Raw genomic sequence first — 25602 nt, 5'->3', positions numbered from 1 at the left:
AAATAATGGCATAGATCAACAAACACAATCACAAACGACGTTTAAGATTGTTTCACTTCGAACCCGAATACGAACAACTACTCACTCAGGTGTTGAACATGTCATCGTCTGCGTTTGATCCTGTCGATCATCCTCACCGCCGCCAGAACCTGCTGAACGGCGACTGGATTCTGGTATCTCCCCATCGCGCCAAGCGTCCCTGGCAGGGTGCTCAGGAAAAGCCTGTGCAACCGGAAAAGGTCACCCATGACCCGGAGTGCTATCTGTGCCCACGTAATGAGCGGGTAACCGGTGATAACAACCCAGACTATGCCTCCACCTATGTTTTCCCGAATGATTTCCCGGCCTTGATGACCGATACCCCGGATGCGGAAACCAAAGACGACATGTTTCGTATGTCATCGGCAACCGGTGTCGCACGGGTTATCTGTTTCTCCCCAGACCACAGCAAGACATTGCCGCAACTGACCAGCCAGGAGATTCGTCATGTCGTCGATACCTGGACGGCACAGGTTGAAGAGCTTTGTGACAATCATGCATGGGTGCAGGTTTTCGAGAACAAAGGCGCAGCCATGGGTTGCTCTAACCCGCATCCACACGGTCAGGTCTGGGCCACCAGTTTCCTCCCCAATGAAGCCCGTAAAGAAAACGAAAGTCAGACACAGTGGCTGGAAGAGAAAGGCTCCTGTCTGCTGCTTGATTACGCTCTGAAAGAGTCTGCAAGCGGTGAACGTACCGTAGTTGAGAACAACGACTGGATTGCCGTGGTGCCCTGGTGGGCAGCCTGGCCTTTCGAGACGCTGCTGTTGCCCAAGTTCAAAGTTACCCATCTCAACAAACTGGACGACAGCCAGCGCGACAATCTGGCCGAGATTATCAAAGCCCTGACCACCCGTTACGACAATCTGTTCCAGACCTCCTTCCCTTATTCCATGGGCTGGCACGGCATGCCATTTACCGACGGTGCCAATGAAGAAGCCTGGCAGCTGCACGCGCACTTCTATCCGCCGCTGCTGCGTTCCGCCACGGTCCGCAAATTTATGGTGGGCTTTGAGATGCTGGCCGAACTGCAGCGGGATTTGACACCAGAGCAAGCCGCAGAACGTCTGCGCAATCTGCCTGACCAACATTATCTGGACGCCTGATTTTACTTTTCTGGAAGCAATAACAATGAATGCTGGTTATCAACAGCTGATCGCAAAGACAGCCAAAGCCTTTGAAGAGACCTTCGGCAAGCCCGCTGAGCATTTTTTTCAGGCGCCAGGCCGAGTCAATCTAATTGGTGAGCACACCGACTACAACGATGGCTTTGTGCTGCCATGTGCGATTGATTACGGCACTGTCGTAGCTGCGTCCCTGCGGGAAGACGACAAAATTATTCTGGTTGCTGCGGATTACGACAACAGTCGCAGCGAGTTCGATCTGAACCAGCCGCTGGAAAAGATGGCCGGTGACCAATTCTGGAGCAACTATGTGCGCGGCATGGTACAGGCTTTCCACAAAAGTGGTTACAAGCTGCGGGGCATGAATCTGGTGATTGCCGGCAATGTACCACAGGGTACCGGCCTCAGCTCATCGGCCTCACTGGAGACAGTCACCGGCCTGACGCTCTGTACACTGAGCGATATTGCTATCAGCAACAGCGAGCTGGCACTGGCCGGACAGTGCTCTGAAAACAATTTCGTCGGCAGCAACACCGGCATCATGGATCAGATGATCTCCGCCTCCGGCGAAGAAGGTCACGCGCTGTTGCTGGACTGCCGCTCTCTGGAAACCAAAGCGATCAGCATTCCTGCCGGCTCCGCTGTGGTCATCATCAACTCTAATGTGAAGCGCGGCCTGGTTGATAGTGAATACAACACTCGTCGTCAGCAGTGTGAGCAGGCTGCACAGGTTATGGGCGTGAAAGCTCTGCGGGATGCCGATATGGCACTGTTGGAGCAGCACTCCACACAGATGGATGATGTCACCTTCCGCCGTGCACGCCATGTCATCACCGAGAATGACCGTACTCTGGCAGCCACTGAAGCTTTGGCTTCCGGAAACCTGGCTGACATGGGTCGTCTGATGGCGGCCTCCCACATTTCCATGCGCGATGACTTTGAAATCACCGTTTCGGCGATTGATGCTCTGGTTGAAATTGTTGGTGCTGCCATCTCCAATGGCGGTGTGCGCATGACCGGCGGTGGCTTTGGTGGCTGTATCGTTGCGCTGGTTCCTGAAAGTGATGTGGAAACCGTACGTCAGGCTGTTGAAGAACATTACGAAGACCGTACAGGGCTGAAAGCGGATATGTATGTCTGTGTGGCCTGTGATGGCGCCAGCAAGCTGGAAGGTGCTATCCGTTAATGTCCAGCCTTTCCATGAAGGTCGAACAGTCCCTGTTCGGCCGCACGACTGCGGGTGAGGATGTCACCCGCACCGTTCTGACCAATGATCAGGGCATGAAAGTTGCCCTGATTGACTATGGCGCCACAATCCAGGCTATCCATTGTCCGGACCAGAATGGCCAGTCGGAGAATATTGTTCTCTCCTGCGACTCCCTGGAAGACTATGAACGCCAGAGTGTTTATCTGGGTGCCGTCGTTGGACGTTGTGCCAATCGAATTGCCAAAGGTCGTCTGGAGTTAGAAGGGCAAACCTACCAGCTGACCATTAATAACGATCCAAACCATTTACACGGTGGGGAGAACGGTTTTCACACCAAGGTCTGGGAACAGAGCATCGAGGAATATGATGATGCGATCTCTGTCACTATGACCTGCACCAGCCCTGATGGTGAAGATGGTTACCCGGGCCATGTTCAGGCTCGCGTGATCTACACCCTGACCAGTGACAACATTCTTGATATTCGCTTTAGTGCCACAACGAACAAAACCACCGTCGTTAATCTGACCCAGCACAGCTACTTCAACCTGGCCGGCTCGGGAACGATTCACAATCATGTTCTGCAGCTTGATGCGCCGGAATATCTGCCCATTGATGAAAACGCTATCCCAACCGGGCAGATTCAACCGGTACAAAGCAGTGCTTTTGATTTTATTCACCCGAAGGCCATAGGGCAGGATATCGCCGGCATCAGCAGCAGCGGTTTGTGTCAGCAGCAACTGGCACTGGCCAATGGTTACGACCACACCTTCTGTCTGCCTTATGACGGCCAATCGGAAACCCGACGTATGGGCGAAGTGTGGGAACCATCTTCAGGCCGCACCTTAACCATCTATACCAACCAGCCCGGCGTTCAGCTTTACACCGGTAACTATCTGGAAGGTACACCTGCGCCGGAAGGCAAGGTCTGGCACAACCAGGAAGGCTTCTGTCTGGAAACCCAGGGGTGGCCCGATGCCTCCAACCAGCCAAACTTCCCTGCCATCACCCTGCAACCGGGTGAAATCTATCAGCACCATACCTGTTGGATCTTCGGCTGCCGCAGCCAATAGTGAGAGTTATGATTTCCAATCTGGATATTCCTGCCATCCTGCAAAGACGTGACTGGGAAAACCAGTCCGTCACCGGCCTCCACCGCCTGCCTGCTCACGCGCCTCTAGCCGGGTGGAATGATCTTGCCACAGCCCTGACAGTCGAACCGGAAACAGACAGTGGTCGTACTTATCTGAATGGCGACTGGGACTTCTGCCTGTTTGATCAGCCAGAGTCTGTTCCTGAAAGCTTTATTAAACCTGATTTTCAAACCATCGGATGGAACAAGATCCCCGTTCCTTCCAACTGGCAGATGCATGGCCATGACTGCCCGGTTTATACCAACGTTGTTTATCCGTTTCCGTTTAATCCTCCACATGTTCCAGCAGATAACCCAACGGGGTGTTATCGGGTCAGCTTTACTGCACCGGACAACTGGCAGGAACAAGATACCCGGATTGTTTTTGATGGCGTGAACTCGGCCTTTCATTGCTGGCTAAATGGCCATTATCTGGGTTATTCGCAGGACAGCCGACTGCCCGCCGAGTTCTCCCTGAACCATGCTTTGGCTGATGGTGAAAATACTCTGGCTGTGATGGTGATACGCTGGAGTGATGGCAGCTATCTGGAAGACCAGGATATGTGGTGGCTGTCAGGGATCTTCCGGGATGTCTATATCCTGCCCAAAGCCAAAACCCATATTGCTGATTTTCAGATCGAAGCCTTACCGGTACACAGCTACCGTGACGGTGAACTCTCCATCTCCCTGCAACTGAACACTTTTGTGCCAGAGCAGAAGGTGTTTGCGTCTTTGGTGGATGGTAATAGCTCAACCATTCTTGAGCGACTTCCAGTTGAAGCCAGTCGCTACCGAGATGAGCGCAATTTTGCCGAGCCGGTTTTCAAGGCATCTGTCCAGATTCGGGATATCCAGCTTTGGTCTGCTGAATATCCTAACCTTTATCGCCTCCTGCTCTGGCTGGAAAACGACGAAGGGCAAATAACAGATATTGAAAGCTGTGAAGTGGGTTTTCGCGAAATCGTTATCAAAGACGGTCTGCTGTGCCTGAACGGCCAGCCACTGCTGCTGCGCGGCGTCAATCGTCATGAGCATGACCAGCTCACCGGTCATACCCTGAGCAGGAACAGCATGGAGCAGGATATCCGACTGATGAAGCAGCATAACTTTAATGCTGTGCGTAATGCCCACTATCCCAATGCACCGCTCTGGTATCGACTGTGTGACCGTCTTGGCCTGTATATGATGGATGAGGCTAACCTCGAAACCCACGGCGCCGAACCTTTTAACCGCTTTACCAACGATACTGCCTGGCATCAGGCTGTGGTAGAGCGCAGCACCCGCATGGTGCCCCGCACTCGCAATCACGCCTCTGTGATTATCTGGTCTCTGGGGAATGAATCCGGCTATGGCCGCAACCTTCAGTCGGCTTACCACTGGATCAAGAACACCGATAAAACCCGCCCCGTCCAATATGAAGCCGGCGGCTCCGATACCGACATTACCGATATTCTCTGCCCCATGTATGCCCGGACACACAAAGATCTCTGGCAGGGCACTGTGCATAAATGGTCGCTGGATAAATATCTGAGCCAGCCCGGGGAAACCCGCCCGCTGATTCTTTGCGAGTACAGCCATGCCATGGGCAATAGCCTTGGCGGTTATGGTGAATACTGGGACGCGTTCCACAAGCTGCCACGACTGCAGGGCGGCTTTGTCTGGGATTGGGTTGATCAGGGCTTTCTGCGCACAGACGACAATGATCAAGCCTATTGGGCCTATGGCGGTGACTTCCCGGATCAGGGCGATGGCAAATACATCAATGATCGGCAGTTCTGCATCAACGGCATTGTGTCACCGGATCGTACTGCTCGCCCACAACTGCTGGAAGCGAAATATGTTCATCAGTATCTGCAGTTCGCTCTGAACAGCCATACTCTGACATTGTCGAACGGTTATAACTTTGATGATCTGAGCAATATGGCGCTGCACTGGAGCTTGAAAAGCAATGGTGAAACACTTCAAGCAGGTGTCATTGAAAACATTTTCACAAAGCCGGGATGTGAGCGAGCTTTTGAACTCACTATTCAGCAACCGAAACTCCTGCCGGACATAGAATATTTTGTTCATTGTGAAGTGCAGCTAAAAACAGCCACCGACTGGGCTGATGCCGGGCATATCACCGCCCACTCTCAGTTTGCTCTTAACTGGCCTGTTCCTTTGTCCATCACTGCGCCGGCAAACACAGATACGCTGAAAGTGCAGGATGATGAACAGCACATCACCATTAGCGGAAAGGACTTTAGCTTCATCTTTAACCGATCATCCGCAACACTGGAGCAGTGGCACTGCAATCACCAGAATCAGCTGGCACAACCGCTGACAGATCACTTCTACCGAGCCATGACCGATAACGATCTGGCGCCATTTGAAGTGCTCACTCCGGACGTGTATGGCAAAGACTGGCTGGAAGCCGGTTTGAACACTCTGCAGGGTCGTGGCGTCAGCATTCAATGCTGGCCTTTGGGTAATCAGCAGGTGCTGGTTGAGACCCGGAGAGCCTATGGCACGGACACCGACCGCAACATAATTCACACCCAGCACCAGTATCGCATTTATGCGGACGGTCGCTGTGAAATCGCTGTCAACGTTGAGGTGCGTGCTGACCTGCCACCGCTCCCGAGAGTGGGCCTCCAACTGGTTCTGACCCAAAACGTTGATACCGTTGACTGGTTTGGCCGGGGGCCATGGGAGAACTATCCTGACCGCTGTCGTGGCGCTTTGATTGATTGTTACCAGCTGCCATTTTCCGAGATGCAAACGACATACGTTGTTCCTCAGGAAAACGGTGCCCGCAGCGATGTTCGTGAAATGACTCTGCTTAACGACAACCAACGTCTTTCCTTTGTTGGCAAGCAACCATTGGTGATGACCCTCAGCCCTTATTCCACGAAAACTCTGGACAAAGCTCTGCATATTCATGAGCTGAAGCCGGAAGGAAAAACCTGGTTATGGATTGATGGTTTCCATATGGGTCTTGGTGGTGATGATTCATGGAGCAAGTCGGTTCATGACGCCTATCTGCTCACGAAAACCCATTACCAATATGGTCTGAGCCTGATCGCAAAATAAGGCATATCTCTCATAAAAAAATGACGTACTCTGTTCGATCACGATCACTTCTGGTCGGACAGAGGAAAAAGTGGTATCAATTAAGCAAACGTTTTCATAAATCCTGCAAAAGCTGACACAAAGCAATAAAAACGCACACAGCCCTTTGATTTGCATCAGGATTTCGGAAAACACCAACATTTAAGATAAATCCCGTCAATCAACGAGCAGCAACTAAGAACTGTCATTACTTTGGGAACAAAAAAATGAAAAAAGTCTTTGCTATGGCCGCCCTGTCCGCCGGTATGATGCTGGCAGGCTCCGCTCAAGCGACCACCCTTGGTGTTACCATCTACAAGTACGACGATAACTTCATGTCTATCGTGCGTCAGGCCATTGAAGCTGAAGCCGCCAAGGACGACAGCCTCAAACTGCTGATGAACGACTCCCAGAACAGCCAGTCCATGCAGAACGACCAGGTGGACGTTATGCTGGCACGTGGTGTGAAGGCCATGGCAATCAACCTGGTTGACCCGGCTGCTGCTCCAACCATTATCCAGAAAGCCAAGTACGACGACGTTCCTGTTGTGTTCTTCAACAAGGAACCTTCCGCAGACGTACTGGCCAGCTATGAAAAAGCTTACTACGTAGGTACCGACTCCAAGGAGTCCGGCATCATCCAGGGCGAAATGATCGCCAAACAGTGGGCAGCCAACCCACAGTGGGACCTGAACAAAGACGGCAAGATCCAGTACGTTCTGCTGAAAGGTGAGCCAGGCCATCCAGATGCCGAAGCACGTACCACGTACGTAACCAAGACCCTGAACGATAAAGGCTTCGCTACCGAAGAACTGCACATGGATACCGGTATGTGGGATACCGCCATGGCCAAGGATAAGGTAGACGCATGGTTCTCCGGCCCTAACGCAGCGAAAATCGAAGTGGTTATCTCCAACAACGATGGTATGGCAATGGGTGCTGTTGAAGCCATGAAGGCTGTTGGCAAGACCTCCATCCCTGTTTACGGTGTAGACGCTCTTCCTGAAGCTATCGCCATGATCAAGAGCGGCGAAATGGCCGGTACCGTACTGAACGACGGTGACAACCAGGCGCGCGCCACTGTTGAACTGACCCGTAACCTGGCCAACGGCAAACCTGCCGCTGAAGGCACCGAGTGGAAGATCGAGAACAAGATTGTTCGCGTTCCTTATGTTGCCGTTGAAAAGAGCTCTCTCTAAGAGTTGACCTCATAGCGACCTGACCTGCCGATTCTGGGCTTCTGGATTATTATCCAGAGCCCAGACCTTCTGCCTGACCTGGATAAGCACACCAAGGGTTCCCCCCTATGGATAAACAAATGAAGTCCGAGTGGCTGCTGGAAATGACAAACGTCAGTAAGTCATTCCCAGGCGTAAAAGCCCTCGATAAGGTTAACCTGCGAATAAGACCCCATTCCGTTCATGCTCTGATGGGGGAGAATGGCGCCGGTAAATCAACCTTGCTCAAATGCCTGTTTGGCATTTATGAAAAAGACGAAGGTGAAATCCTTTTCCTGGACAAACCCGTCAATTTCAATACATCCAAAGAGGCTTTGGATAACGGTATATCCATGGTGCACCAGGAGCTGAACCAGGTACTGCAGACCACCGTTATGGATAACGTGTGGCTGGGTCGTTACCCGCTCAAAGGTCTGTTCGTCGATCAGCAGAAGATGTACGACGACACCAAAGCAATCTTTGATGAGCTGGATATCCGGGTCGATCCGAAGGATAAAGTCGCAGACCTGTCTGTCTCTCAGCGACAGATGGTCGAGATTGCGAAAGCGTTTTCCTACAACGCCAAGATTGTGATCATGGATGAACCAACCTCATCCCTGACAGAGAAAGAGGTGAAGCACCTCTTCACCATTATCAACAAGCTTAAAGATCGCGGCTGCGGCATCGTTTATATCTCCCACAAGATGGAAGAGATCTTTGAGCTGTGTGACGAAATTACCATCCTCCGTGACGGCCAGTGGGTAGATACCCGCCCGCTCGCTGAACTGGATATGGATAAAATTATTAATATGATGGTGGGACGTGAACTCACGCAGCGCTTCCCGGCCAAGACCAATACGCCAGGCGACATCGCACTTGAAGTCAAAGGTCTGACCGCGTCCAACCAGCCATCTATTCAGGATGTGACTTTCGACCTGCGTCATGGCGAGATTCTTGGTATCGCCGGTCTGGTAGGCGCTCGCCGTACCGATGTTGTTGAAGCCTTGTTTGGCTTGCGCGGCACCAACGCTGGCAGCATCAGCCATAACGGCAAGGTTGTTAAAAACGACAATCCTCACGAAGCCATGCAGAACGGCTTTGCCCTGATTACCGAGGAACGCCGGGCGACAGGTATCTACGCCACGCTGGACATCACCTTTAACTCGCTGATCAATAACATTTCCGCCTACAAGGAAAAGTTCGGCCTGCTGAGTAACAAAAAGATGGATTCCGATACCCAGTGGGTAATCGATTCTATGCGCGTAAAAACACCGGGTAAGCACACACCTATCGGCTCTCTCTCCGGCGGTAACCAGCAGAAAGTGGTTATCGGCCGCAGCCTGCTGACCCAGCCCGATATTCTGATGATGGATGAACCAACCCGCGGTATCGACGTAGGTGCCAAGTTCGAGATCTATCAGCTGATGCTGGATCTCGCCAACAAGGGCAAAGGTATCATCATGGTGTCGTCTGAAATGCCAGAGCTTCTTGGGGTAACCGACCGCATTCTGGTTATGAGTAACGGTCGTGTTGCCGGCATTGTGAACACCAGGGAAACCAGCCAGAGCGAGATTCTGAACCTCGCCTCTCGCTTCCTCTAATTTCAATTACCAAGAGCGTAGATAAGCTATGGACGCTGTAAAAAGAAATCAGCCGCTTGAGCTACTAAAGAAAGGCGGTATCTATGCGGTACTGCTGATCCTGCTGGCCGTGATTATTATCCAGGAACCTTCCTTCCTGAGCCTGCGTAACCTGAGTAACATCCTGACTCAGTCGTCTGTGCGTATCATTATCGCACTGGGTGTTGCCGGCTTGATTGTGACCCAGGGTACAGACCTTTCTGCAGGTCGTCAGGTGGGTCTGGCTGCGGTTATCTCCGCAACCCTGCTGCAGGCGATGTCCAACGTAAACAAGGTGTTCCCGGAACTGGGCGTAGTGCCCATTCCTGTGGTGATTCTGATCGTTTGTTCCATTGGTGCTCTGATTGGTCTGGTAAACGGCCTGATCGTTGCCAAGCTCAAGGTTGTGCCGTTTATTGCCACCCTTGGCACCATGATCATCGTTTACGGTATCAACTCTCTGTACTTTGACTATGTCGGTGCATCACCGATTGCCGGCTTTGATCCAGCGTTCTCTGAATTTACCCAGGGCTTTATCCGGATTGGTGGCTTCCGCCTCTCCTACATCACCTTCTACGCAGCTATTGCCATCGTATTTACCTGGGTGCTGTGGAATAAAACCACCTTCGGTAAAAACCTGTTCGCTGTTGGCGGCAACCCTGAAGCCGCCAAGGTTTCCGGTGTTAACGTTGCCCGTACTCTGCTGATTGTGTATGCCCTGTCCGGCGTGTTCTACGCTTTCGCAGGTATGCTGGAAGCTGGCCGTGTCGGCTCTGCGACCAACAACCTGGGCTTCCTGTACGAGCTTGATGCCATCGCAGCCTGTGTGGTCGGCGGTGTATCCTTTGCCGGTGGTGTAGGCCGTGTATCCGGTGTTGTGACCGGTGTATTTATCTTCACCATCATCAACTACGGTATGACTTACATCGGCGTAAGCCCATACTGGCAGTACATCATCAAAGGCGGCATCATCGTATTCGCGGTGGCTCTTGATTCCATGAAGTACAACGGCAAGAAGTAAACCGCTGTCTCCTGTGTCATAAAGCCGGTCATCACGACCGGCTTTTTATTACCTCATTTGCGGGTATGATCAACGGTATACCATCAAACAATTGCCGCCATCATGCCACTGACCAACTTTCAAAAGATCTACCAGCTTGCCTCCATTCGCAAAGGCGGGGATGACAATCTGGAAGCTCTGCTGACCATCTCACTTCCTGACCCTCAGCTAAATAAACTGCCTGAAGACCGGTTTCTGGCAGAGTTTACCCGCAAGGTGTTTCAGTCCGGTTTTGTCTGGAGAGTGGTGGATAACAAGTGGCCCGCCTTTGAAGAAGTATTCTGGGGCTTTGATGTGGATAAACTGCTGATGATGCCGGACGAGATGCTGGAGCGAAAAGCCACCGACCCGCGCATTATCCGAAACCTGAAAAAGGTCTGGAGCATTCGGGACAATGCCTTTTTTATTCACGATGTCCGTGAACGGGAAGGCAGCTTTGCCGAGTTTATTGCCCAGTGGCCGGAGTCAGACATCATTGGCCTCTGGAGTTACCTGAAAAAGCACGGTAGCCGCCTAGGGGGCAATATTGGCCCTTATGCCCTGCGCTTCCTCGGCAAAGATACCTTCCTGCTGAGCCGAGATGTAGAAGCTTACCTGCGCGAGCAAGAAGTGATTGAGGGCGGTTTGACCAGTCAGCGCAGCCTGAAAGCAATTCAGGCTTTCTTTAACGAGCTGCAGCAGCAAAGCGGCCGCAGCCTGTGTGAACTTAGTCGTCTTATAGCCTTCAGCGTGGGTGAAAATCACGTCAACGTTGAGCCGGCTTAAGACTCTGCCAAATCCTTGCATGCCTGATAACGGTGACAGGATTGAATATGGTCATTCACCATTCCTGTCGCCTGCATAAAGGCATAGCAGATGGTTGAGCCGACAAAGTTAAAGCCGTCTTTCTTCAACGCCTTGCTCATTCTGTCGGATATCTCGGTAGACGCCGGAACATCAGCCAGAGTCTCAAAATTGTTCTGGATAGGTTTTCCGTCCACAAAAGACCAGATGTATTCAGCGAATGAGCCATGCTTTTCCTGAATTTTCAGGAATGCTTTGGCATTGCGGATGGCACTGTTCACTTTCAGCTTGTTGCGAATAATGCCGGGATCCTGCAGCAGCTCTTCAACTTTCTCTGGACCATAGGCCGCAATTTTGACCGGATCAAACTGATCAAAGACTTCACGGTAATGTTCCCGCTTTCTCAAAACGGTAATCCAGGAAAGACCCGCCTGCGCTCCCTCAAGGATCAGAAACTCGAACAGAGTCTGGTCATCCCGGCAGGGGACACCCCACTCATTATCGTGATATATACGATACAACTCATCACTGTGACACCATCCACATCGCTGATTATCAGTAATATCCATATACAAGCCTTCTCCTTCCCAATAGATAAACGCCGTCTTTTATCTAAAAACAGCAATCAAACCGGAAAAATGCGCCAATAAAAACCCCACTACAAAAATATCCCCTGAAAACATGCAGCTTTTTGATTTTTATCAAGATTTTCCGCTTGCTCGTAAGAGTTTTCTGAAGATATAGTGTGTAGTACAGACGCAAATTGCATCCTTTTCGCAGCGCTCCGCACTGCGACTATACACCTCTGTTGTAACAGTTGTATTGCGAGATGCTGCGTCTAGAGAAACAGGGATTGTTCATGACTTGATACGCAAGTGTGGACCACGTGAATTGCCGCACTGCAGCCAACTACCTCCCATTACCTACTCTCAGCGTTTTCGAGAGACCAGTGTGTGGGGAATATAACTAAATTGATAAGTAAGGCGCAGAATGAAAAAAATGATTGCGTTCGCCAGTCTGGCGATGGCTATTAGTGCAACTCTGCCTGCTCAGGCCGCAGAAGTACCTGCGGGCACCCAGCTGGCAGAAGATCAGGTATTCCGTCGTGGCATTGGCTCCGAGCCGGCCTCTCTCGACCCTCAAAAAATCGAAGGTACTCCTGGCGGCTATGTTGCCCGTGACCTTTTTGAAGGTCTGGTAACTCAGGATGGTAACGGCAATACCATTCCAGGTACCGCTGAAAGCTGGACTATCTCCGACGATGGTCTGGTATACACCTTCAAGCTGCGTGAAAGCGCTCGCTGGTCCAACGGTGATCCTGTAACAGCCGGTGATTTCGTATACGCTTTCCAGCGCGCTGTTAACCCGGCCACAGCTTCCAAGTACTCCTGGTACATGCAGATCCCAGGCATCGTGAATGCTGATGAAGTCGTTGCCGGCGATATGGACCCATCCGAGCTGGGTGTAAAGGCTGTTGATGACAAAACCTTCCAGGTAACCCTGAAAGCACCTGTGCCATTCTTCCCTAAACTGCTGGCTCACTACACTACCTTCCCGACTCCACAAAAAGTGATCGAGAAGCATGGTGATCAGTGGACCCGTGCCGAGAACATTGTTTCCAACGGTGCCTACACCATGGAAGAGTGGGTGGTGAACGAGCGCATTATCGCCAAGCGTAACCCGCACTACTGGAACAACGACAAGACTGTTGTTGACGAAGTTCACTATCTGCCAATCGTTTCCCAGACCTCTGAGCTGAACCGCTACAAGGCTGGTGAAGTGGATATGACCAACGAGATTCCTCTGGAGCACTTCAAGAGCCTCAAGAAGGATATCCCTGGTGAAGTGAAGATCACTCCACAGATTGGTACCTACTACTACACCTTCAACACTGAGCGTGCACCATTCAATGACGTTCGTGTGCGTAAGGCTCTGGCCTATGCCATCAACCGTGACGCGATTGCCAACTTCGTTGTTGGCCAGGGCGAAAAACCAACTTACAGCTTTACCCCGGATTCCGTGAATGGCTTTGTTAAGCCAAACCTGGCCTGGGAAAAGATGAACCAGAAAGAGCGTGAAACCGAAGCCAAGCGTCTGCTGTCTGAAGCCGGTTTCGACAAGGGCAACCCTCTGGAAGTTGAGCTGCTGTACAACACCAGCGAATCCCACAAAAAAGTGGCTATCGCCATCTCCCAGATGTGGAAACAGGCTCTGGGTGTGAAAGTCACCCTGCGTAACGAAGAGTGGAAGACCTTCCTCGACACCCGTCGTCAGGGCGACTTCGACATTACCCGTGCCGGCTGGCTGGGCGACTACAACGAAGCATCTACCATGCTCAGCCTGTGGGCCAGCTACAGCGACCTGAACGATGCCAAGTGGAAAAACTCAGAGTATGACGCCCTGCTGGAAAAGGCCAAAACCACTATCGATGAAGGCAAGCGTGGTCTGGTTTACGAAAAGGCTGAACAGGTTTACGCCAAGGATATGCCTGCGGCGCCAATCTATCAGTACGTTTCCAGCCGTCTGGTGAAGCCTTATGTGGGTGGTTATCCGCTGAATAACCCAGAAGACAATGTGTTCTCCCGCGACATTTATATCATCAAGCACTAAAGCCGCCTGACTACGGTTGCTGATGTGTCTGACTGCCGCTGTCGTCTTTGACGGCAGCGGCCTTTGGGACAGAGGTCTTCATGCTGAAATTTATAATTAAAAGGCTGGCAGTGGCGATTCCCACCCTGCTGGTTCTGATTACAATCTCTTTTTTCCTGATGCAGGCTGCACCGGGTAGCCCTTTCACAGGTGAACGAAATCTGCCCCCGGAAATCATGAAAAACATCGAGGCCAAGTACAACCTCGATAAGCCGCTTTGGCAGCAATACCTTTACTACCTGAGAGACCTGAGCCAGGGCGATCTTGGTCCGTCTTTCAAATACCGTGATTACTCGGTTAATGATCTGGTTGAACAAAGTTTCCCTGTATCCCTGCAGATTGGTGCTGTCGCTTTTGTACTGACCGTTCTGGTTGGTGTGACCATCGGTACAATAGCCGCATTGAAGCAGAATACGTTCCTTGATTACTTCATCATGGCACTGGCCATGACGGGTGTCGTGCTACCGTCGTTTGTTATCGCACCACTGCTGGTTCTGACATTTGCCATCGGCCTTGGCTGGTTCCCGGCAGGTGGTTGGAATGGTGGCGAGTGGCAACATATGGTGCTGCCGGTTACGGCCATGGCCATTATGTATATGGCCTCCATTGCCCGTATCCAGCGGGGCAGCATGATCGAAGTGCTGAACAGTAACTATATCCGTACAGCCCGAGCCAAAGGCCTGCCATGGCGCATCATTATTACCCGCCATGCCATGCGCCCTTCTCTGTTGCCGGTTGTCTCCTATCTCGGCCCTGCGTTTGTCGGCATTATCACCGGCTCCGTTGTTGTCGAGACTGTGTTTGGTCTGCCCGGTATTGGCCAGCACTTTGTGAATGGCGCGCTGAACCGTGACTACTCTCTGGTTCTTGGTCTGACCATCATTATTGGCAGCCTGACCATTCTGTTTACCGCCATCGTCGACATCCTGTATGCGGTGATCGACCCGAAAATCCGTTATCAGTAAGGAGTGAGTAATGACATCCATTACCCCTGATGCGGATAAGAAGTCCGCTGTTAAAAATTTCGCCGAAGCACTGGAGAAGCCGGGGCTGGAAATCGAAGGCCGCAGCCTCTGGGCCGATGCCCGGACCCGCTTCTTCCGCAACCGTGCCGCTGTCGCCAGTCTGATCATTCTCGCCTTTGTTGGCATCCTGGTGATCATTGGCCCATGGCTCTCTCCCCATGAGTTTGATGCCATCGACTGGGGCTATATGGCTGGCGCTCCCAATATGGAGAACAGCCACTGGTTCGGTACCGACTCTCTGGGTCGAGACCTGTTTGTACGTACCCTGATGGGTGGCCGTATTTCCTTTATGGTCGGCATTATGGGCGCACTGGTTGCCGTAATCATCGGTACTCTTTATGGAGCTGCGGCCGGCTATGTAGGTGGTCGGACAGACAGCATCATGATGCGTATTCTCGAGATCCTGCAATCCTTCCCGTTCATGTTCCTGGTGATCCTGCTGGTCACCATGTTCGGCCGCTCAATCATGCTGATCTTTCTCGCTATCGGTGCAGTATCCTGGCTGGATATGGCCCGTATCGTTCGCGGTCAGACTATCAGCCTGAAAGGTCGTGAATTTATTGAAGCGGCACGGGTCTCCGGCACAAAACCTTCTTCTATTATCCTGCGTCACATTGTTCCTAACGTTTTGGGTATCGTTGTCGTGTACGCCTCCCTGCTGGTACCGGGCATGATTCTGTTTGAATCTTTCCTGAGCTTCCTGGGTCTGGGTGTGCAGGAACCGATGACCAGCTGGGGCGCACTGGTGAATGAAGGCGCACAGACCATGGAAGTCGCTGTATGGCAGCTGGCATTCCCGGTTGCTTTCCTGGTTGTCACCCTGTTCTGCTTCAACTATGTGGGCGATGGTTTGCGTGATGCCCTCGACCCGAAAGACCGTTAAGGGAGCGACCAAACGATGAGTCTTCTTGAAGTTAAAGACCTGCAGGTTCGCTTCGATACCCCCGACGGTGAAGTGACCGCAGTTAACAATCTGAACTTTTCTCTTGAGGCTGGGCAAACCCTCGGCATTGTGGGTGAGTCCGGTTCCGGTAAGAGCCAGACTGCGTTTTCAATCATGGGATTGCTGGCCAAGAACGGCAAAACCTACGGTGAAGCCCTGTTTGAAGGCAAACAGGTTCTGAACCTGCCAGAAAAAGAGCTGAACAAAATCAGGGCCGAGAAGATCTCCATGATCTTCCAGGACCCGATGACGTCCCTGAACCCTTATATGAAAGTCGGCAAGCAGCTGATGGAAGTGCTGATGCTGCACAAGGGTATGGGCAAGGAAGAAGCGTACAAGGAATCTATCCGTATGCTGGACGCGGTAAAAATGCCGGAGTCCAAAAAGCGTATGGATATGTATCCTCACGAATTTTCCGGCGGTATGCGTCAGCGGGTCATGATCGCAATGGCACTGATGTGTCGTCCAAAGCTGCTGATTGCCGACGAGCCGACCACAGCACTGGACGTAACCGTTCAGGCTCAGATCATGGAACTGCTCAACGAGCTGAAGCGGGACTTCAATACCGCGATCATCATGATCACCCACGATCTGGGTGTTGTTGCTGGTATCTGTGACAAGGTACTGGTGATGTATGCCGGTCGGACCATGGAATATGGCACGACCAACGACATTTTCTACAAGCCAAGTCATCCGTACAGTATTGGTTTGCTGGAATCGATTCCACGACTGGATACAGACGACACTCAGGCGTTGCCAACCATTCCCGGCAACCCACCAAACCTGATGAGCCTGCCGGTTGGCTGTCCGTTCCAGGAACGCTGCCCGCACGTTATGGATAAATGCCGCCAGGAGGCTCCGGCGCTGGATGTTCTGGCTGATAAACGCCAGCGTGCCTGCTTCTGGACACCTGATGAACTGATTGCTACTGGAGGAAATGCCTGATGTCTGAACAGATTCCTCTGGAGCAGCAGGAGCCGCTGCTAAGCGTTCGCGATGTTAAGGTGCAGTTCCCTATTCCGAAAGCCCGTGACTGGCCATGGCAGCCGATCCCGATGCTGAAGGCTGTGGATGGTGTCAGCTTTGATCTCTATCCGGGTGAAACTCTGGGTGTCGTGGGAGAATCCGGCTGTGGCAAGTCCACCCTGGCCCGAGCCCTGATCGGTCTGGTAACAGCGCATTCCGGTGAGATCATCTGGGATGGTAAGAACCTGGCCGGCCTGAACGACAAGGGTTTCCACGACGTGCGCCGTGATATCCAGATGATATTCCAGGATCCTCTGGCTTCCCTGAATCCACGCATGACCATCGGCGATATCATTGCCGAGCCTCTGCGTAACTACGAGCCTGATCTGAGCAAGGATGAGGTGAGAAAGCGCGTACGGGAAATGATGGATCGCGTTGGCCTGCTGCCAAACGTGATCAACCGTTACCCTCACGAGTTCTCTGGTGGTCAGTGTCAGCGTGTGGGTATTGCCCGGGCTCTGATTCTCAAGCCCAAACTGATTATCTGTGATGAACCGGTCAGCGCACTGGACGTTTCCATTCAGGCTCAGGTGGTGAACCTGCTCAAAGAGTTGCAGGCTGAAATGGGCCTGTCGCTGGTGTTTATCGCCCACGATCTGTCGGTGGTGAAACATATCAGTGACCGGATTCTGGTGATGTATCTGGGTAACGAAGCGGAGCTGGCAACTTCTGATTCACTCTATGCCAACCCTACGCACCCTTATACTCAGGCACTGTTGTCTGCGGTACCAATTCCGGATCCTGACCTCGAGCGCAACAAGACCATCCAGCTGCTGGAAGGAGATCTGCCTTCGCCAATCAACCCTCCATCAGGCTGCGTGTTTCGCACGCGCTGCCCAAAAGTACAGCCGGAATGTGCGAAGAATAAGCCGATCCTGCAAGGTTCAGCCGAACACAAAGTGTCCTGCGGACAGGTATCGTTGTAAGAGATAGCTTTCTGTTCCACTTTGAAGGAGTCCGGTGCAACACCGGACTCCTTCCTTTCTATTTCAAACCTTTCAAAGGTAAGGACTGAACAATAGGCAGGCCTTTAGCCATACCTTTTGTTTGATGACTGACTGGTGGAAGAACAGCCATAACCTGTTCCGACTCTGCCTTTAGCGACAAACGCCCCAGGCGCATTCGTACATATTCAGAATATCCCTCACTCTGGGCACTCCTATAGTTGTACCTTTCAATCCCATGCACCGCTTTGGTCACCAACTGCTGAAGGCCGCCTATCTCTCTGGGGCGTTTCCCTCCATAAACAGCCTGCGAAGGCACAGGTAAGCAGCCACTGCCGTTTTTGCCGCAGACTAAATAAGCCTCCGGAAAACGACCGTAAAGCCCCATAGTCTTAACATCCTGGCCATGTAAGCTGTGCTCCTGCCCGTCATACTGAAAAGTGACTGGTCGCAGAGTAATATAAGGGTCACCGCTGGTATAACGATCCGGCATCATGACAGATTTACCATTTGTCTGAAGATCGTTTGGAAAATGACCTCCAGCCACAGGCTCCCATATCCACTGCCTATTCTGGTCTTGCTGCCATAAACCATATTCGCTGGAAATCAGTGTATGGTCATCACGCCGTTTGAATTGAACGCCCAGAATATATCTCAGGTCAGCGGATGCGGTTATCGCCATATGACCATCCATTGTCCCAACCACAGGAAGCACCACCCTGTTTCCAGCATACCCGGGGTAATCAGACGAAGGGGTAATGATAACGGCCCGTGGAGCGGCTCGATCTTTCTGGGCATTCACATCAATCGTGGTGACAAATCGTCCGTCACTCCCCTGCCAGGCACGCTCATTTAATTTTACGGCAAGGCCATGTTCGATATAGCGGAAGTCCTTGTCTTCAAGACCCTGCTTCAACAACTCACTCTTCGACATGACTCTTGCCGCAGGCTCCAGCACATCTTTCAGACTTAGAGTGTTTGCAGGCTCAACCACTTCAGAATAAGTCGGTGGCGGATTTTCCCAGTCGTCCATAATTTCACTCGGAACACCTACTGCCTCGTGAGACATCGTGTCATCAAACTCTGGTGACGCAGACTTCGGCATATCGACCTGAGCAGTAAATACAATGCTGGCATCGGAACCATTATCTTCAGCCCAGCCGGAAACAACATAACTGCCGGACAACTGTGTAATACCGGTGATAAGCACGCCCTTGCAGCCTTTAAGCTGCTCCTGAATGCCAATATCAGCAATAAACTCATCGACTGTCTGGAGCTCTTGTCTTAGTGGAGAAAAGACGAAACCTACAGGCTCATAGGAACCATCCTGAGATGCAATAAAACTTGCGCCTCCAAGAATATCCAAGGTGTCGGTCAAGTCGCCATTGGGTAGAAGCAGGCCAGGCGTTTTTCCTGAGTCAAAGGCTTGCGTAAACAGTTGATCTTTATTTTCAAACTGTCTGTCACTCGTATTGAAATGCTGGCGGGTATAAACAGCGGGTTGATGAGACAGGTTCGGCGTTATAAACAGGAAAGTTGGGTCATCATTACTGATATTGGCATAGCCAATCATCACTCCCTGCCCATTGTCCTCCTTATTCAGCTTCATTATGGATTGATGGTCATGGTTGTCTTTAACGACTTCATAAACATCCAGACCATACACAGTTCTGCCATCATCATTTTTGGCAGTATTGACGTAGATGGGTGAACCCAGATTATCCATACCACTAATGATATGTTCCTTTTCATCATCCAGCTTTGTATATAGGAACGGAGGAGACTCATAGTTATCCTGCCAGATGGCCAGACCATTTCTCTCCTCTCCGGTTTTCTTGCTGATCTCCAAAGCAGCAGTCAAATACCAGGTCGGACCATGATAAAAGAGCCCCTGAGGTACCAAAACCGAATCATTGAACTTTTCTGCCGTATCAATAACCTTGGGCTTGTCAGGCGACTCCCAAAGAATAACTTTGATATCCTTCTTTTCACCCTGCATGGCTTGATCAGATATCTCATCCTCCTCAATCGGGAATGCCAGCCCAACAAAACCCGCTCCCTGATCTGAATCACCCGATATCGAGTAGGCCGTCACCAGGATGTGGCATTTGCCCAAGTCATCTGGAACCTGAAAGGGAGTTGCTGACTTGTCATACTGAGCAAGAATGGGTTGCAAAACACCATGGCTTTCCCGGTTGATAACAAAGGTATCACCACTGACATGTAAAACTGGCCGAAACCAGCGAGCCGGAATAGGCAGAGATGAGGGATCAATCTTGTCGCCAATATTCAGCTGCCGGAAAACTGTACCCTCAACCTCTTCGAGTGGTTGTCGTTTAATATCGCCTGAGTACTGATAGGTCGGTTGCTGAAAAGCAAAGTACTTTCGCCGCTGCTCACGACGCATCGCGTCCATCTGACGATCATTGACCATAAACAGGTATTCACCATCCTTAGCCCCGTAGTTGATGCCATAAAATGTGGTGTAACCGTCTTCATCCTTTGTACTGAACTGCGAGGCAACTCTCTTTTCATCCCAATCCTTCGCTTCCTCGATACTCAGCTCATTCGCCATATATTTCTGGAAAGGCATCACATAGGGCGGGTCAATACCATGCATAAAGCTGGTTCCCGGCCAGCCTTTAATAACCTCTGGAGGAGCCGTGACTATGGGTGCCTGCCCACCATCAAATGAGTGACTGCTCTTACCCATCTTCAGGGTTCGTCCGACAAAATCAGGAGGGATCAAGCCATCAGGAAAGCGCAGCCCCGGCTTCACTGCTACATAGTTATTGGTTGAAACCATACTGATCATCGAAAGTGATGTTTCCATCATCTCGTCTTCGCTGTCGTGAGTCGTTGATGTCGTCGGTCGGAGAAACTCAAAAGAGTGGTAAGTCGTATTCAGAGATAATTCAGGGCAAGAGGCGAAGGTATATCCCTGACGTTCCGGTGGTTTCTGAATAAAAACTCCGGAGCCTTTCTTTTCCTGAGTTAGCAAAATGGTTTCTTCAGGTCCCTCGGAAGGGTTGGCTTTGGGATCAAAGCCTCCCAAGGTCACAGATATACGTCCATCCGAGAGCGTATCCATGCCTACCAGCCGGTAATCCGTTGTACTCTTCTGCGCTGGCTCCATCTTGCCGCTATACAGGTGATAGGTTTCGCTCCCATCATTCAACCAAATTACATACTCTCCGGTCGCCGGATGTCCTTCCTTGCTGAAGTCATAGCGCAAACCAAAGATCACCTCCCCATCATCACTGATCGCCAGGGGCAGGGTTGTATATTTTCCCGGTGGTATTTCAATGCTGCTAACGTCGTGGGTATCCTTTCCGGATAACGGGCGATACAGCTGAATATCGGTCAGAGTGGCAAAGGAGTTACCGTCACCATGGACAAGAGCGGCATACCCCTTGGTATTCGCAGCAGTAATGTATGAAGCAGAATTACTTGTCGCTGAATCAGACTCTTGAGTATTGATCGTCTTCTTGGTGGAGGCATAGACAACACCCCGAGCGACTCCTCCGGCATTGTCTTTAAGGTTTAGAAAAAAGAAGTGAGAGGGCGTATCAGGCCACGCACCGACAAAATGTGAAACGATATCCGGTCGTAAAAGTTTCCCTTCTGTCCCGTCCGGCAAACTCAAACCGGCAGGCAGCTTATATTGCTTTAAACCACCCGCCGCCAAGACACCAAAAGAAAGAACACAGCAAAACACCAGCAGAACCCGTTGCGTAATCCGCAGCATTACCCATTACACCTTCATCTGATTTAATGATGTGCAATAGAAAGTAGACGTCCTGTGGCTTTACGATAAATAAATGCTTTCTATAAGCCTACAACTAATAAATTGGTACTATTGAGCCAGATTTTCCAAACCCTCAACGCTTCTTGGGCAGATGAGATTCCACCAGCCAGATCAACTTATCGATATCGCGGGTGCGTGATGTCACAAGATCCACAGAGATCACATCCCCATGCTCATCCATCTTATTGATTGCCTGATAGGCAAGGTCCGAGAAGAAGGCCAGCCGATGAGCAATCACCTCCACATGCTCATCAATATCCTTTATCTCTTTTGGATAAGGCGTCAGTGGGCTTTTATCAGCCACCACCTGCAGCACACCGTTCGGTTTATGCCCCAACTGGGATACTCGCTCGGCATAATCATCAACAGTGTCTTCTATGGCTTCAGACACCTCATCAAATAACCGGTGAATACTGAGGAATTCCCGACCTGCCATTGTCCAGTGGGATTCCTTGATCTGCATGTTCAGATCAATCCCGCAGTAAACCAGCTTCTGCAGCTCCTGTGCGGAAGCGTCTTTAACATTTGTGGGTAAGGTTTCAGAGGTGTGGTATCCCATGACATGCTCCTGCCGGATGGCTTGTGTGGAAGACGGGAATTGACTCAAAAGTAGTCATCGCCCCACTAATGCGCCAAGTCTGTTTACCAGCGAACATCGACGAACAATGTCAATCAGCTGTAAAGTTTGATAACTGCAGAAATTACGCATTGCCGCAATCAACACATGTTGATAATTTGCATCGGTTTTTTTATAAGCTGACAGGGAAAGAGCGAATTCTGGCAAAAGCCAGCATTCACAACTAGACCTGTTGGTATTGTTTCCCCTTTATGCCTTCGGGCAGATTTCAGTGTTGATACGGCCATGAGCAAAGAAAATATCCTGATCATCAACTGCGGCAGCTCTTCCCTGAAGTTCGCCGTAATCAACCCAAGCAATGGTGATGAGATCATCAGCGGCATCGCTGAGCGTCTGGGTGAGAAGGAGTCCTTCATTCGCTGGAAGTTTGAAGGCAACAAGGAAAGCATCACTCTGGATGGTGGCGCACACGACGCAGCTGTTGCTGCTCTGCTGCACATGCTGGAAGAGAAAGGCCTGAAAGAAGGTATCGCAGCTGTTGGTCACCGTGTTGTTCACGGTGGTGAGACCTTCCAGGAATCCTGTCTGATCACTGAAGAAGTGATCCAGGGTATCAAGGACTGCATCCACCTGGCTCCTCTGCACAACCCAGCCAACCTGACTGGTATCGAAGCTGCTCAGAAGCACTTCCCAGAGCTGCCAATGAGTGTTGTTTTCGACACCTCTTTCCACCAGACCATGCCGGCTGAAGCCTACACCTACGCTGTACCTTACAAGTTCTACAGCGAAAAAGGTCTGCGTCGCTACGGCATGCACGGTACCAGCTACCGTTTCGTTTCCCAGCGCGTTTGTGAAATGCTGGGCATGGAAATCAGCAACAGCAAGATCGTTATCGCCCACCTGGGTAACGGCGCAAGCTGTGCAGCCGTTCTGAACGGTGAGTCTGTAGACACCACTATGGGTCTGACTCCACTGGAAGGTCTGGTTATGGGTACCCGTTCCGGTAACGTTGACCCTAACGTATTCTCCTTCCTGAACAAGGAATACGGCTACTCTCTGGACGAGATCACCGACATTCTGAACAAGAAGTCCGGTCTGCTGGGTATTTCCGAACTGTCTAACGACTGCCGTGTAGTTGAAGAAGCTGCTGCAGAAGGCCACAAGCAGGCGACTCTGGCTCTGGACGTATTCTGCTACGTTCTGGCCAAGCAGCTGGCTGGTATGGCTGTTGCGACTGGCGGTGTTGATGCTCTGGCATTCACTGGCGGTATCGGCGAAAACTCCGATCTGATCCGTGCCAAGGTTGTTAAAGCTCTGAGCTTCCTGGGCTTCGATCTGGACGAAGAGAAGAACCTGGCTAACCGTTTCGGTAACGAAGGTGTGATCTCCACCGACGGTTCCCGCGCGACTGCTCTGGTTGTTTCCACTAACGAAGAACTGATGATCGCTCAGGACACTGCTGCCCTGATCGCTTGATTCTGATTCGTTAGCCTGGTCAATTAGATCCGGTTAAAAGAAAGCCGCTTCAGCAAAACTGAAGCGGCTTTTTTTATGACCTTTAAAATTAGAAACTCAGGCAGCCTTTAAAGGCTCAGCGGTATGTTCACCTTCATGATCATCCGGTGTTTCTTCACTGCCATCGTTGCGCAGGCCGCCCATCAGCACCAGTACCGCCAGAGAAAGTACACCACAGCCCGCCATAATCGCCGTCATAGGCACCGCAGTTCCGTCATGGAGCATCCCCGCCAGTCCTGCAGTAATACCGCCGATGCCAAAGCGGATAACGCCTGCCGCAGCATTCGCTGTGCCTGCGGTTTTAGGGAAATACTCCAGAGCCAGCGCGTTGGAGTTAGGGCCGGTAAAACCGATCATGCCCATAAACAACATACACGGCACCACAATACCGAAAAGACCACCAAAGCCAGTCCAGGCATTGAGCAGGAGAATCACACCCGCCAGACAGGCCATGCCGCAACCAAACAGCAACAGGCTTTTCAGCTCAAAGCGTCCCATCATGCGCAGGTTAATCATGTTGCAGATACCCAGCATGACCACGTTCAGGGCAAACAGATAACCATAGTTGTCTGCCGACACACCAAACAGTTCGATATACACAAAAGGTGAGCCACTGATAAACGCGAACATACCACCAAAGAAGAAGCCATGAGCCAGAATGTAACTCATCGCTTTGCGATGGCTCACAATATTCCAGTAAGCCCGACCCAGATCTGCCGGCTTCATCGGTGAACGGTTATCTTCTGGCAGGGATTCACGCAGACGGGTAAAGGCCAGAATAAACGCCAGCCCCCCGAGCAGAGACAGAAACAAAAACAGGCTTGGCCAGCCGAAGAACTTCAGGATCTGTCCACCGAGAATCGGAGCTACCAGCGGGGCAACCGTCATCACCAGCAGAATCGATGACAGAATCCGCGCACACTCCTTGCGGGGAAACATATCCCGCACCATCGCTGGGATACACACCATAATGGCTGCACCAGAGAAGGCCTGCAGAACACGAATAGCGATCAGCTCAACAGCTGTATCAGCCAGAGACGCAAGGAAGTTGGTCAGCACATAGCCAATAATACCGGGCAGCATAACCTTCATACGTCCAAAGCGATCGGACAGTGGACCAAACACAATCTGGCCCAGGGCAAAACCGACAGTGTAGGCACTGAGAGTCAGCTGAATCCGGCCCAGCGGCTCACCCATTGCTTTCGCAATGGCAGGCAAAGCCGGCAGGTACAGATCAATTGCCATGGGACCAAGGCAGGTCAGAATACCCAGGACAACAACCAGCATTTGCCGGCCCCGGGTAGAATCAAGGTCATACATCAAACGAGCATCCAAATAGAGAGCCTGACGGCTGAGAGGTAGCCAGAGGCGCAGAAGCTTTTTACGAGTTATTGTGGGAATCGGTAACGATTATCATTGGTTTGAACCTCTGCTTTCAACAGGAAAAATACTAGAGCTTCGTGATCGCTATCACTCGTTCACCCCCCCAGAGAACTAAAGGCCTTTCTTTCTTCGCCGATAGGGCAGTCATCCTGCATGAAACACTATGTTCTGATTGATTTAGAGTCTGAACATTCGAGGTTTCATGGTAAAAAGAACATGACAGTCCGGAGAAACCTATGTCCTACGATAATGCCCCAGAACATGTGCAACTCGCCGTCGATATGATTCGTCAGATGGAAAATCTGGATTTCCCCAATGAGACCGTTCTGGAGGCATGCCTGTTGGTAATGCAGGACACTCTGAACAAGATGGGACGTGAAGATCGTGTTGCTTGGCGCACACGTCTGAGCAGTATTCTCAGTGCACCAGGCGGCAGTAAAAAGCGTCAGACAGCTATCTAAGTC

General features: G+C 51.3%; 19 protein-coding genes. 15 read left to right on the top strand and 4 right to left on the bottom strand.

All coding sequences use genetic code 11. The features are described 5' to 3' along the window. Window positions 1-98 precede the first annotated feature (98 nt). The 8 genes from EHSB41UT_RS14405 (at window position 99) to EHSB41UT_RS14370 (ending at window position 11250) form a co-directional block, all read left to right on the top strand. A complete protein-coding gene (locus tag EHSB41UT_RS14405) occupies window positions 99-1145 on the top strand; it encodes a UDP-glucose--hexose-1-phosphate uridylyltransferase (RefSeq protein WP_087111038.1) in 1047 nt (348 codons plus the stop codon). A gap of 25 nt (window positions 1146-1170) precedes the next feature. Next, complete coding sequence (galK, locus tag EHSB41UT_RS14400; protein ID WP_087111036.1) at window positions 1171-2349, top strand: galactokinase; 1179 nt, start codon at window positions 1171-1173, stop codon at window positions 2347-2349. Beyond that, the gene (locus EHSB41UT_RS14395) at window positions 2349-3440 is read left to right on the top strand and encodes an aldose epimerase family protein (RefSeq protein ID WP_087111034.1); all 1092 of its coding nucleotides are present in this window, start codon (window positions 2349-2351) and stop codon (window positions 3438-3440) included. The genes galK and EHSB41UT_RS14395 overlap by 1 nt, the downstream gene beginning before the upstream one ends. Before the next feature lie 8 nt (window positions 3441-3448). Then, on the top strand, window positions 3449-6571 hold the full coding sequence (locus EHSB41UT_RS14390; RefSeq protein WP_087111032.1) for a beta-galactosidase: 3123 nt from the start codon (window positions 3449-3451) through the stop codon (window positions 6569-6571). A gap of 245 nt (window positions 6572-6816) precedes the next feature. Beyond that, window positions 6817-7788, top strand: a complete 972-nt coding sequence (gene mglB / locus EHSB41UT_RS14385) for a galactose/glucose ABC transporter substrate-binding protein MglB (RefSeq protein WP_087111030.1) — start codon at window positions 6817-6819, stop codon at window positions 7786-7788. Between the two features lie 107 nt (window positions 7789-7895). Beyond that, complete coding sequence (gene mglA, locus EHSB41UT_RS14380; protein WP_087111028.1) at window positions 7896-9407, top strand: galactose/methyl galactoside ABC transporter ATP-binding protein MglA; 1512 nt, start codon at window positions 7896-7898, stop codon at window positions 9405-9407. Between the two features lie 28 nt (window positions 9408-9435). Beyond that, window positions 9436-10446 (top strand): galactose/methyl galactoside ABC transporter permease MglC, encoded by a 1011-nt coding sequence (gene mglC, locus EHSB41UT_RS14375; RefSeq protein ID WP_087111026.1) that lies wholly within the window; start codon window positions 9436-9438, stop codon window positions 10444-10446. 102 nt (window positions 10447-10548) lie between these two features. Beyond that, window positions 10549-11250 carry a DNA-3-methyladenine glycosylase I gene (locus EHSB41UT_RS14370; protein ID WP_087111025.1) on the top strand — a complete coding sequence of 234 codons (702 nt, stop codon included), beginning with the start codon at window positions 10549-10551 and terminating at the stop codon, window positions 11248-11250. Here the strand turns inward: EHSB41UT_RS14370 and EHSB41UT_RS14365 are convergent. Further along, window positions 11247-11837, bottom strand: coding sequence for a DNA-3-methyladenine glycosylase I (locus EHSB41UT_RS14365; RefSeq protein WP_087111023.1), 591 nt, complete (start codon window positions 11835-11837; stop codon window positions 11247-11249). The genes EHSB41UT_RS14370 and EHSB41UT_RS14365 overlap by 4 nt on opposite strands. A gap of 421 nt (window positions 11838-12258) precedes the next feature. Between EHSB41UT_RS14365 and EHSB41UT_RS14360 the strand changes: the two genes are divergently transcribed. The 5 genes from EHSB41UT_RS14360 to oppF all read left to right on the top strand — a co-directional run bounded on the left by EHSB41UT_RS14360 (window position 12259) and on the right by oppF (window position 17837). Next, the gene (locus tag EHSB41UT_RS14360; RefSeq protein ID WP_087111021.1) at window positions 12259-13878 is read left to right on the top strand and encodes a peptide ABC transporter substrate-binding protein; all 1620 of its coding nucleotides are present in this window, start codon (window positions 12259-12261) and stop codon (window positions 13876-13878) included. 80 nt (window positions 13879-13958) lie between these two features. Next, a complete protein-coding gene (gene oppB / locus EHSB41UT_RS14355; RefSeq protein ID WP_087111019.1) occupies window positions 13959-14882 on the top strand; it encodes an oligopeptide ABC transporter permease OppB in 924 nt (307 codons plus the stop codon). Window positions 14883-14892: 10 nt separating this feature from the next. Then, a complete protein-coding gene (oppC, locus tag EHSB41UT_RS14350; RefSeq protein ID WP_087111017.1) occupies window positions 14893-15825 on the top strand; it encodes an oligopeptide ABC transporter permease OppC in 933 nt (310 codons plus the stop codon). A 15-nt stretch (window positions 15826-15840) separates the two neighbouring features. Continuing rightward, on the top strand, window positions 15841-16830 hold the full coding sequence (gene oppD, locus EHSB41UT_RS14345; RefSeq protein ID WP_087111015.1) for an ABC transporter ATP-binding protein: 990 nt from the start codon (window positions 15841-15843) through the stop codon (window positions 16828-16830). Further along, window positions 16830-17837 carry a murein tripeptide/oligopeptide ABC transporter ATP binding protein OppF gene (oppF, locus tag EHSB41UT_RS14340; protein WP_087111013.1) on the top strand — a complete coding sequence of 336 codons (1008 nt, stop codon included), beginning with the start codon at window positions 16830-16832 and terminating at the stop codon, window positions 17835-17837. Before oppD ends, oppF begins: the two co-directional genes overlap by 1 nt. 58 nt (window positions 17838-17895) lie before the next feature. Here oppF and EHSB41UT_RS14335 read toward each other — a convergent pair whose 3' ends face one another. Both EHSB41UT_RS14335 and dps read right to left on the bottom strand, forming a co-directional pair. Then, a complete protein-coding gene (locus EHSB41UT_RS14335) occupies window positions 17896-21603 on the bottom strand; it encodes a hypothetical protein (protein WP_087111011.1) in 3708 nt (1235 codons plus the stop codon). 133 nt (window positions 21604-21736) lie between these two features. Then, window positions 21737-22270 carry a DNA starvation/stationary phase protection protein Dps gene (dps, locus tag EHSB41UT_RS14330; RefSeq protein ID WP_278248154.1) on the bottom strand — a complete coding sequence of 178 codons (534 nt, stop codon included), beginning with the start codon at window positions 22268-22270 and terminating at the stop codon, window positions 21737-21739. Between the two features lie 255 nt (window positions 22271-22525). Between dps and EHSB41UT_RS14325 the strand changes: the two genes are divergently transcribed. After that, window positions 22526-23716, top strand: a complete 1191-nt coding sequence (locus EHSB41UT_RS14325; protein WP_087111007.1) for an acetate kinase — start codon at window positions 22526-22528, stop codon at window positions 23714-23716. A gap of 96 nt (window positions 23717-23812) precedes the next feature. On the opposite strand, the gene EHSB41UT_RS14320 is transcribed toward EHSB41UT_RS14325, so the two are convergent. Continuing rightward, window positions 23813-25042: a Bcr/CflA family multidrug efflux MFS transporter gene (locus EHSB41UT_RS14320; protein WP_165767270.1), complete on the bottom strand. Its 1230-nt coding sequence runs from the start codon at window positions 25040-25042 to the stop codon at window positions 23813-23815. A 332-nt stretch (window positions 25043-25374) separates the two neighbouring features. On the opposite strand from EHSB41UT_RS14320, the gene EHSB41UT_RS14315 reads away from it, so the two are divergent. Beyond that, window positions 25375-25599, top strand: coding sequence for a DUF2496 domain-containing protein (locus EHSB41UT_RS14315; RefSeq protein WP_087111003.1), 225 nt, complete (start codon window positions 25375-25377; stop codon window positions 25597-25599). Window positions 25600-25602 lie beyond the last annotated feature (3 nt).

The sequence above is a fragment of the Parendozoicomonas haliclonae genome, assembly GCF_900174585.1.
Taxonomy (GTDB): Bacteria; Pseudomonadota; Gammaproteobacteria; order Pseudomonadales; family Endozoicomonadaceae; genus Sansalvadorimonas; species Sansalvadorimonas haliclonae.
This window is presented reverse-complemented; position numbering and strand designations above follow the sequence as displayed.

Bases quoted from the DNA above. Each gene is read 5' to 3' on its own strand.
- mglB (WP_087111030.1), top strand. From the start codon at position 6,817: ATGAAAAAAGTCTTTGCTATGGCCGCCCTGTCCGCCGGTATGATGCTG.
- oppD (WP_087111015.1), top strand. From the start codon at position 15,841: ATGAGTCTTCTTGAAGTTAAAGACCTGCAGGTTCGCTTCGATACCCCC.
- EHSB41UT_RS14370 (WP_087111025.1), top strand. From the start codon at position 10,549: ATGCCACTGACCAACTTTCAAAAGATCTACCAGCTTGCCTCCATTCGC.
- EHSB41UT_RS14335 (WP_087111011.1), bottom strand. From the start codon at position 21,603: ATGCTGCGGATTACGCAACGGGTTCTGCTGGTGTTTTGCTGTGTTCTT.
- oppF (WP_087111013.1), top strand. From the start codon at position 16,830: ATGTCTGAACAGATTCCTCTGGAGCAGCAGGAGCCGCTGCTAAGCGTT.
- EHSB41UT_RS14405 (WP_087111038.1), top strand. From the start codon at position 99: ATGTCATCGTCTGCGTTTGATCCTGTCGATCATCCTCACCGCCGCCAG.
- EHSB41UT_RS14365 (WP_087111023.1), bottom strand. From the start codon at position 11,837: ATGGATATTACTGATAATCAGCGATGTGGATGGTGTCACAGTGATGAG.
- EHSB41UT_RS14315 (WP_087111003.1), top strand. From the start codon at position 25,375: ATGTCCTACGATAATGCCCCAGAACATGTGCAACTCGCCGTCGATATG.
- EHSB41UT_RS14360 (WP_087111021.1), top strand. From the start codon at position 12,259: ATGAAAAAAATGATTGCGTTCGCCAGTCTGGCGATGGCTATTAGTGCA.
- EHSB41UT_RS14395 (WP_087111034.1), top strand. From the start codon at position 2,349: ATGTCCAGCCTTTCCATGAAGGTCGAACAGTCCCTGTTCGGCCGCACG.
- galK (WP_087111036.1), top strand. From the start codon at position 1,171: ATGAATGCTGGTTATCAACAGCTGATCGCAAAGACAGCCAAAGCCTTT.
- EHSB41UT_RS14325 (WP_087111007.1), top strand. From the start codon at position 22,526: ATGAGCAAAGAAAATATCCTGATCATCAACTGCGGCAGCTCTTCCCTG.
- oppB (WP_087111019.1), top strand. From the start codon at position 13,959: ATGCTGAAATTTATAATTAAAAGGCTGGCAGTGGCGATTCCCACCCTG.
- EHSB41UT_RS14320 (WP_165767270.1), bottom strand. From the start codon at position 25,042: ATGCTGGTTGTTGTCCTGGGTATTCTGACCTGCCTTGGTCCCATGGCA.
- EHSB41UT_RS14390 (WP_087111032.1), top strand. From the start codon at position 3,449: ATGATTTCCAATCTGGATATTCCTGCCATCCTGCAAAGACGTGACTGG.
- mglA (WP_087111028.1), top strand. From the start codon at position 7,896: ATGGATAAACAAATGAAGTCCGAGTGGCTGCTGGAAATGACAAACGTC.
- oppC (WP_087111017.1), top strand. From the start codon at position 14,893: ATGACATCCATTACCCCTGATGCGGATAAGAAGTCCGCTGTTAAAAAT.
- mglC (WP_087111026.1), top strand. From the start codon at position 9,436: ATGGACGCTGTAAAAAGAAATCAGCCGCTTGAGCTACTAAAGAAAGGC.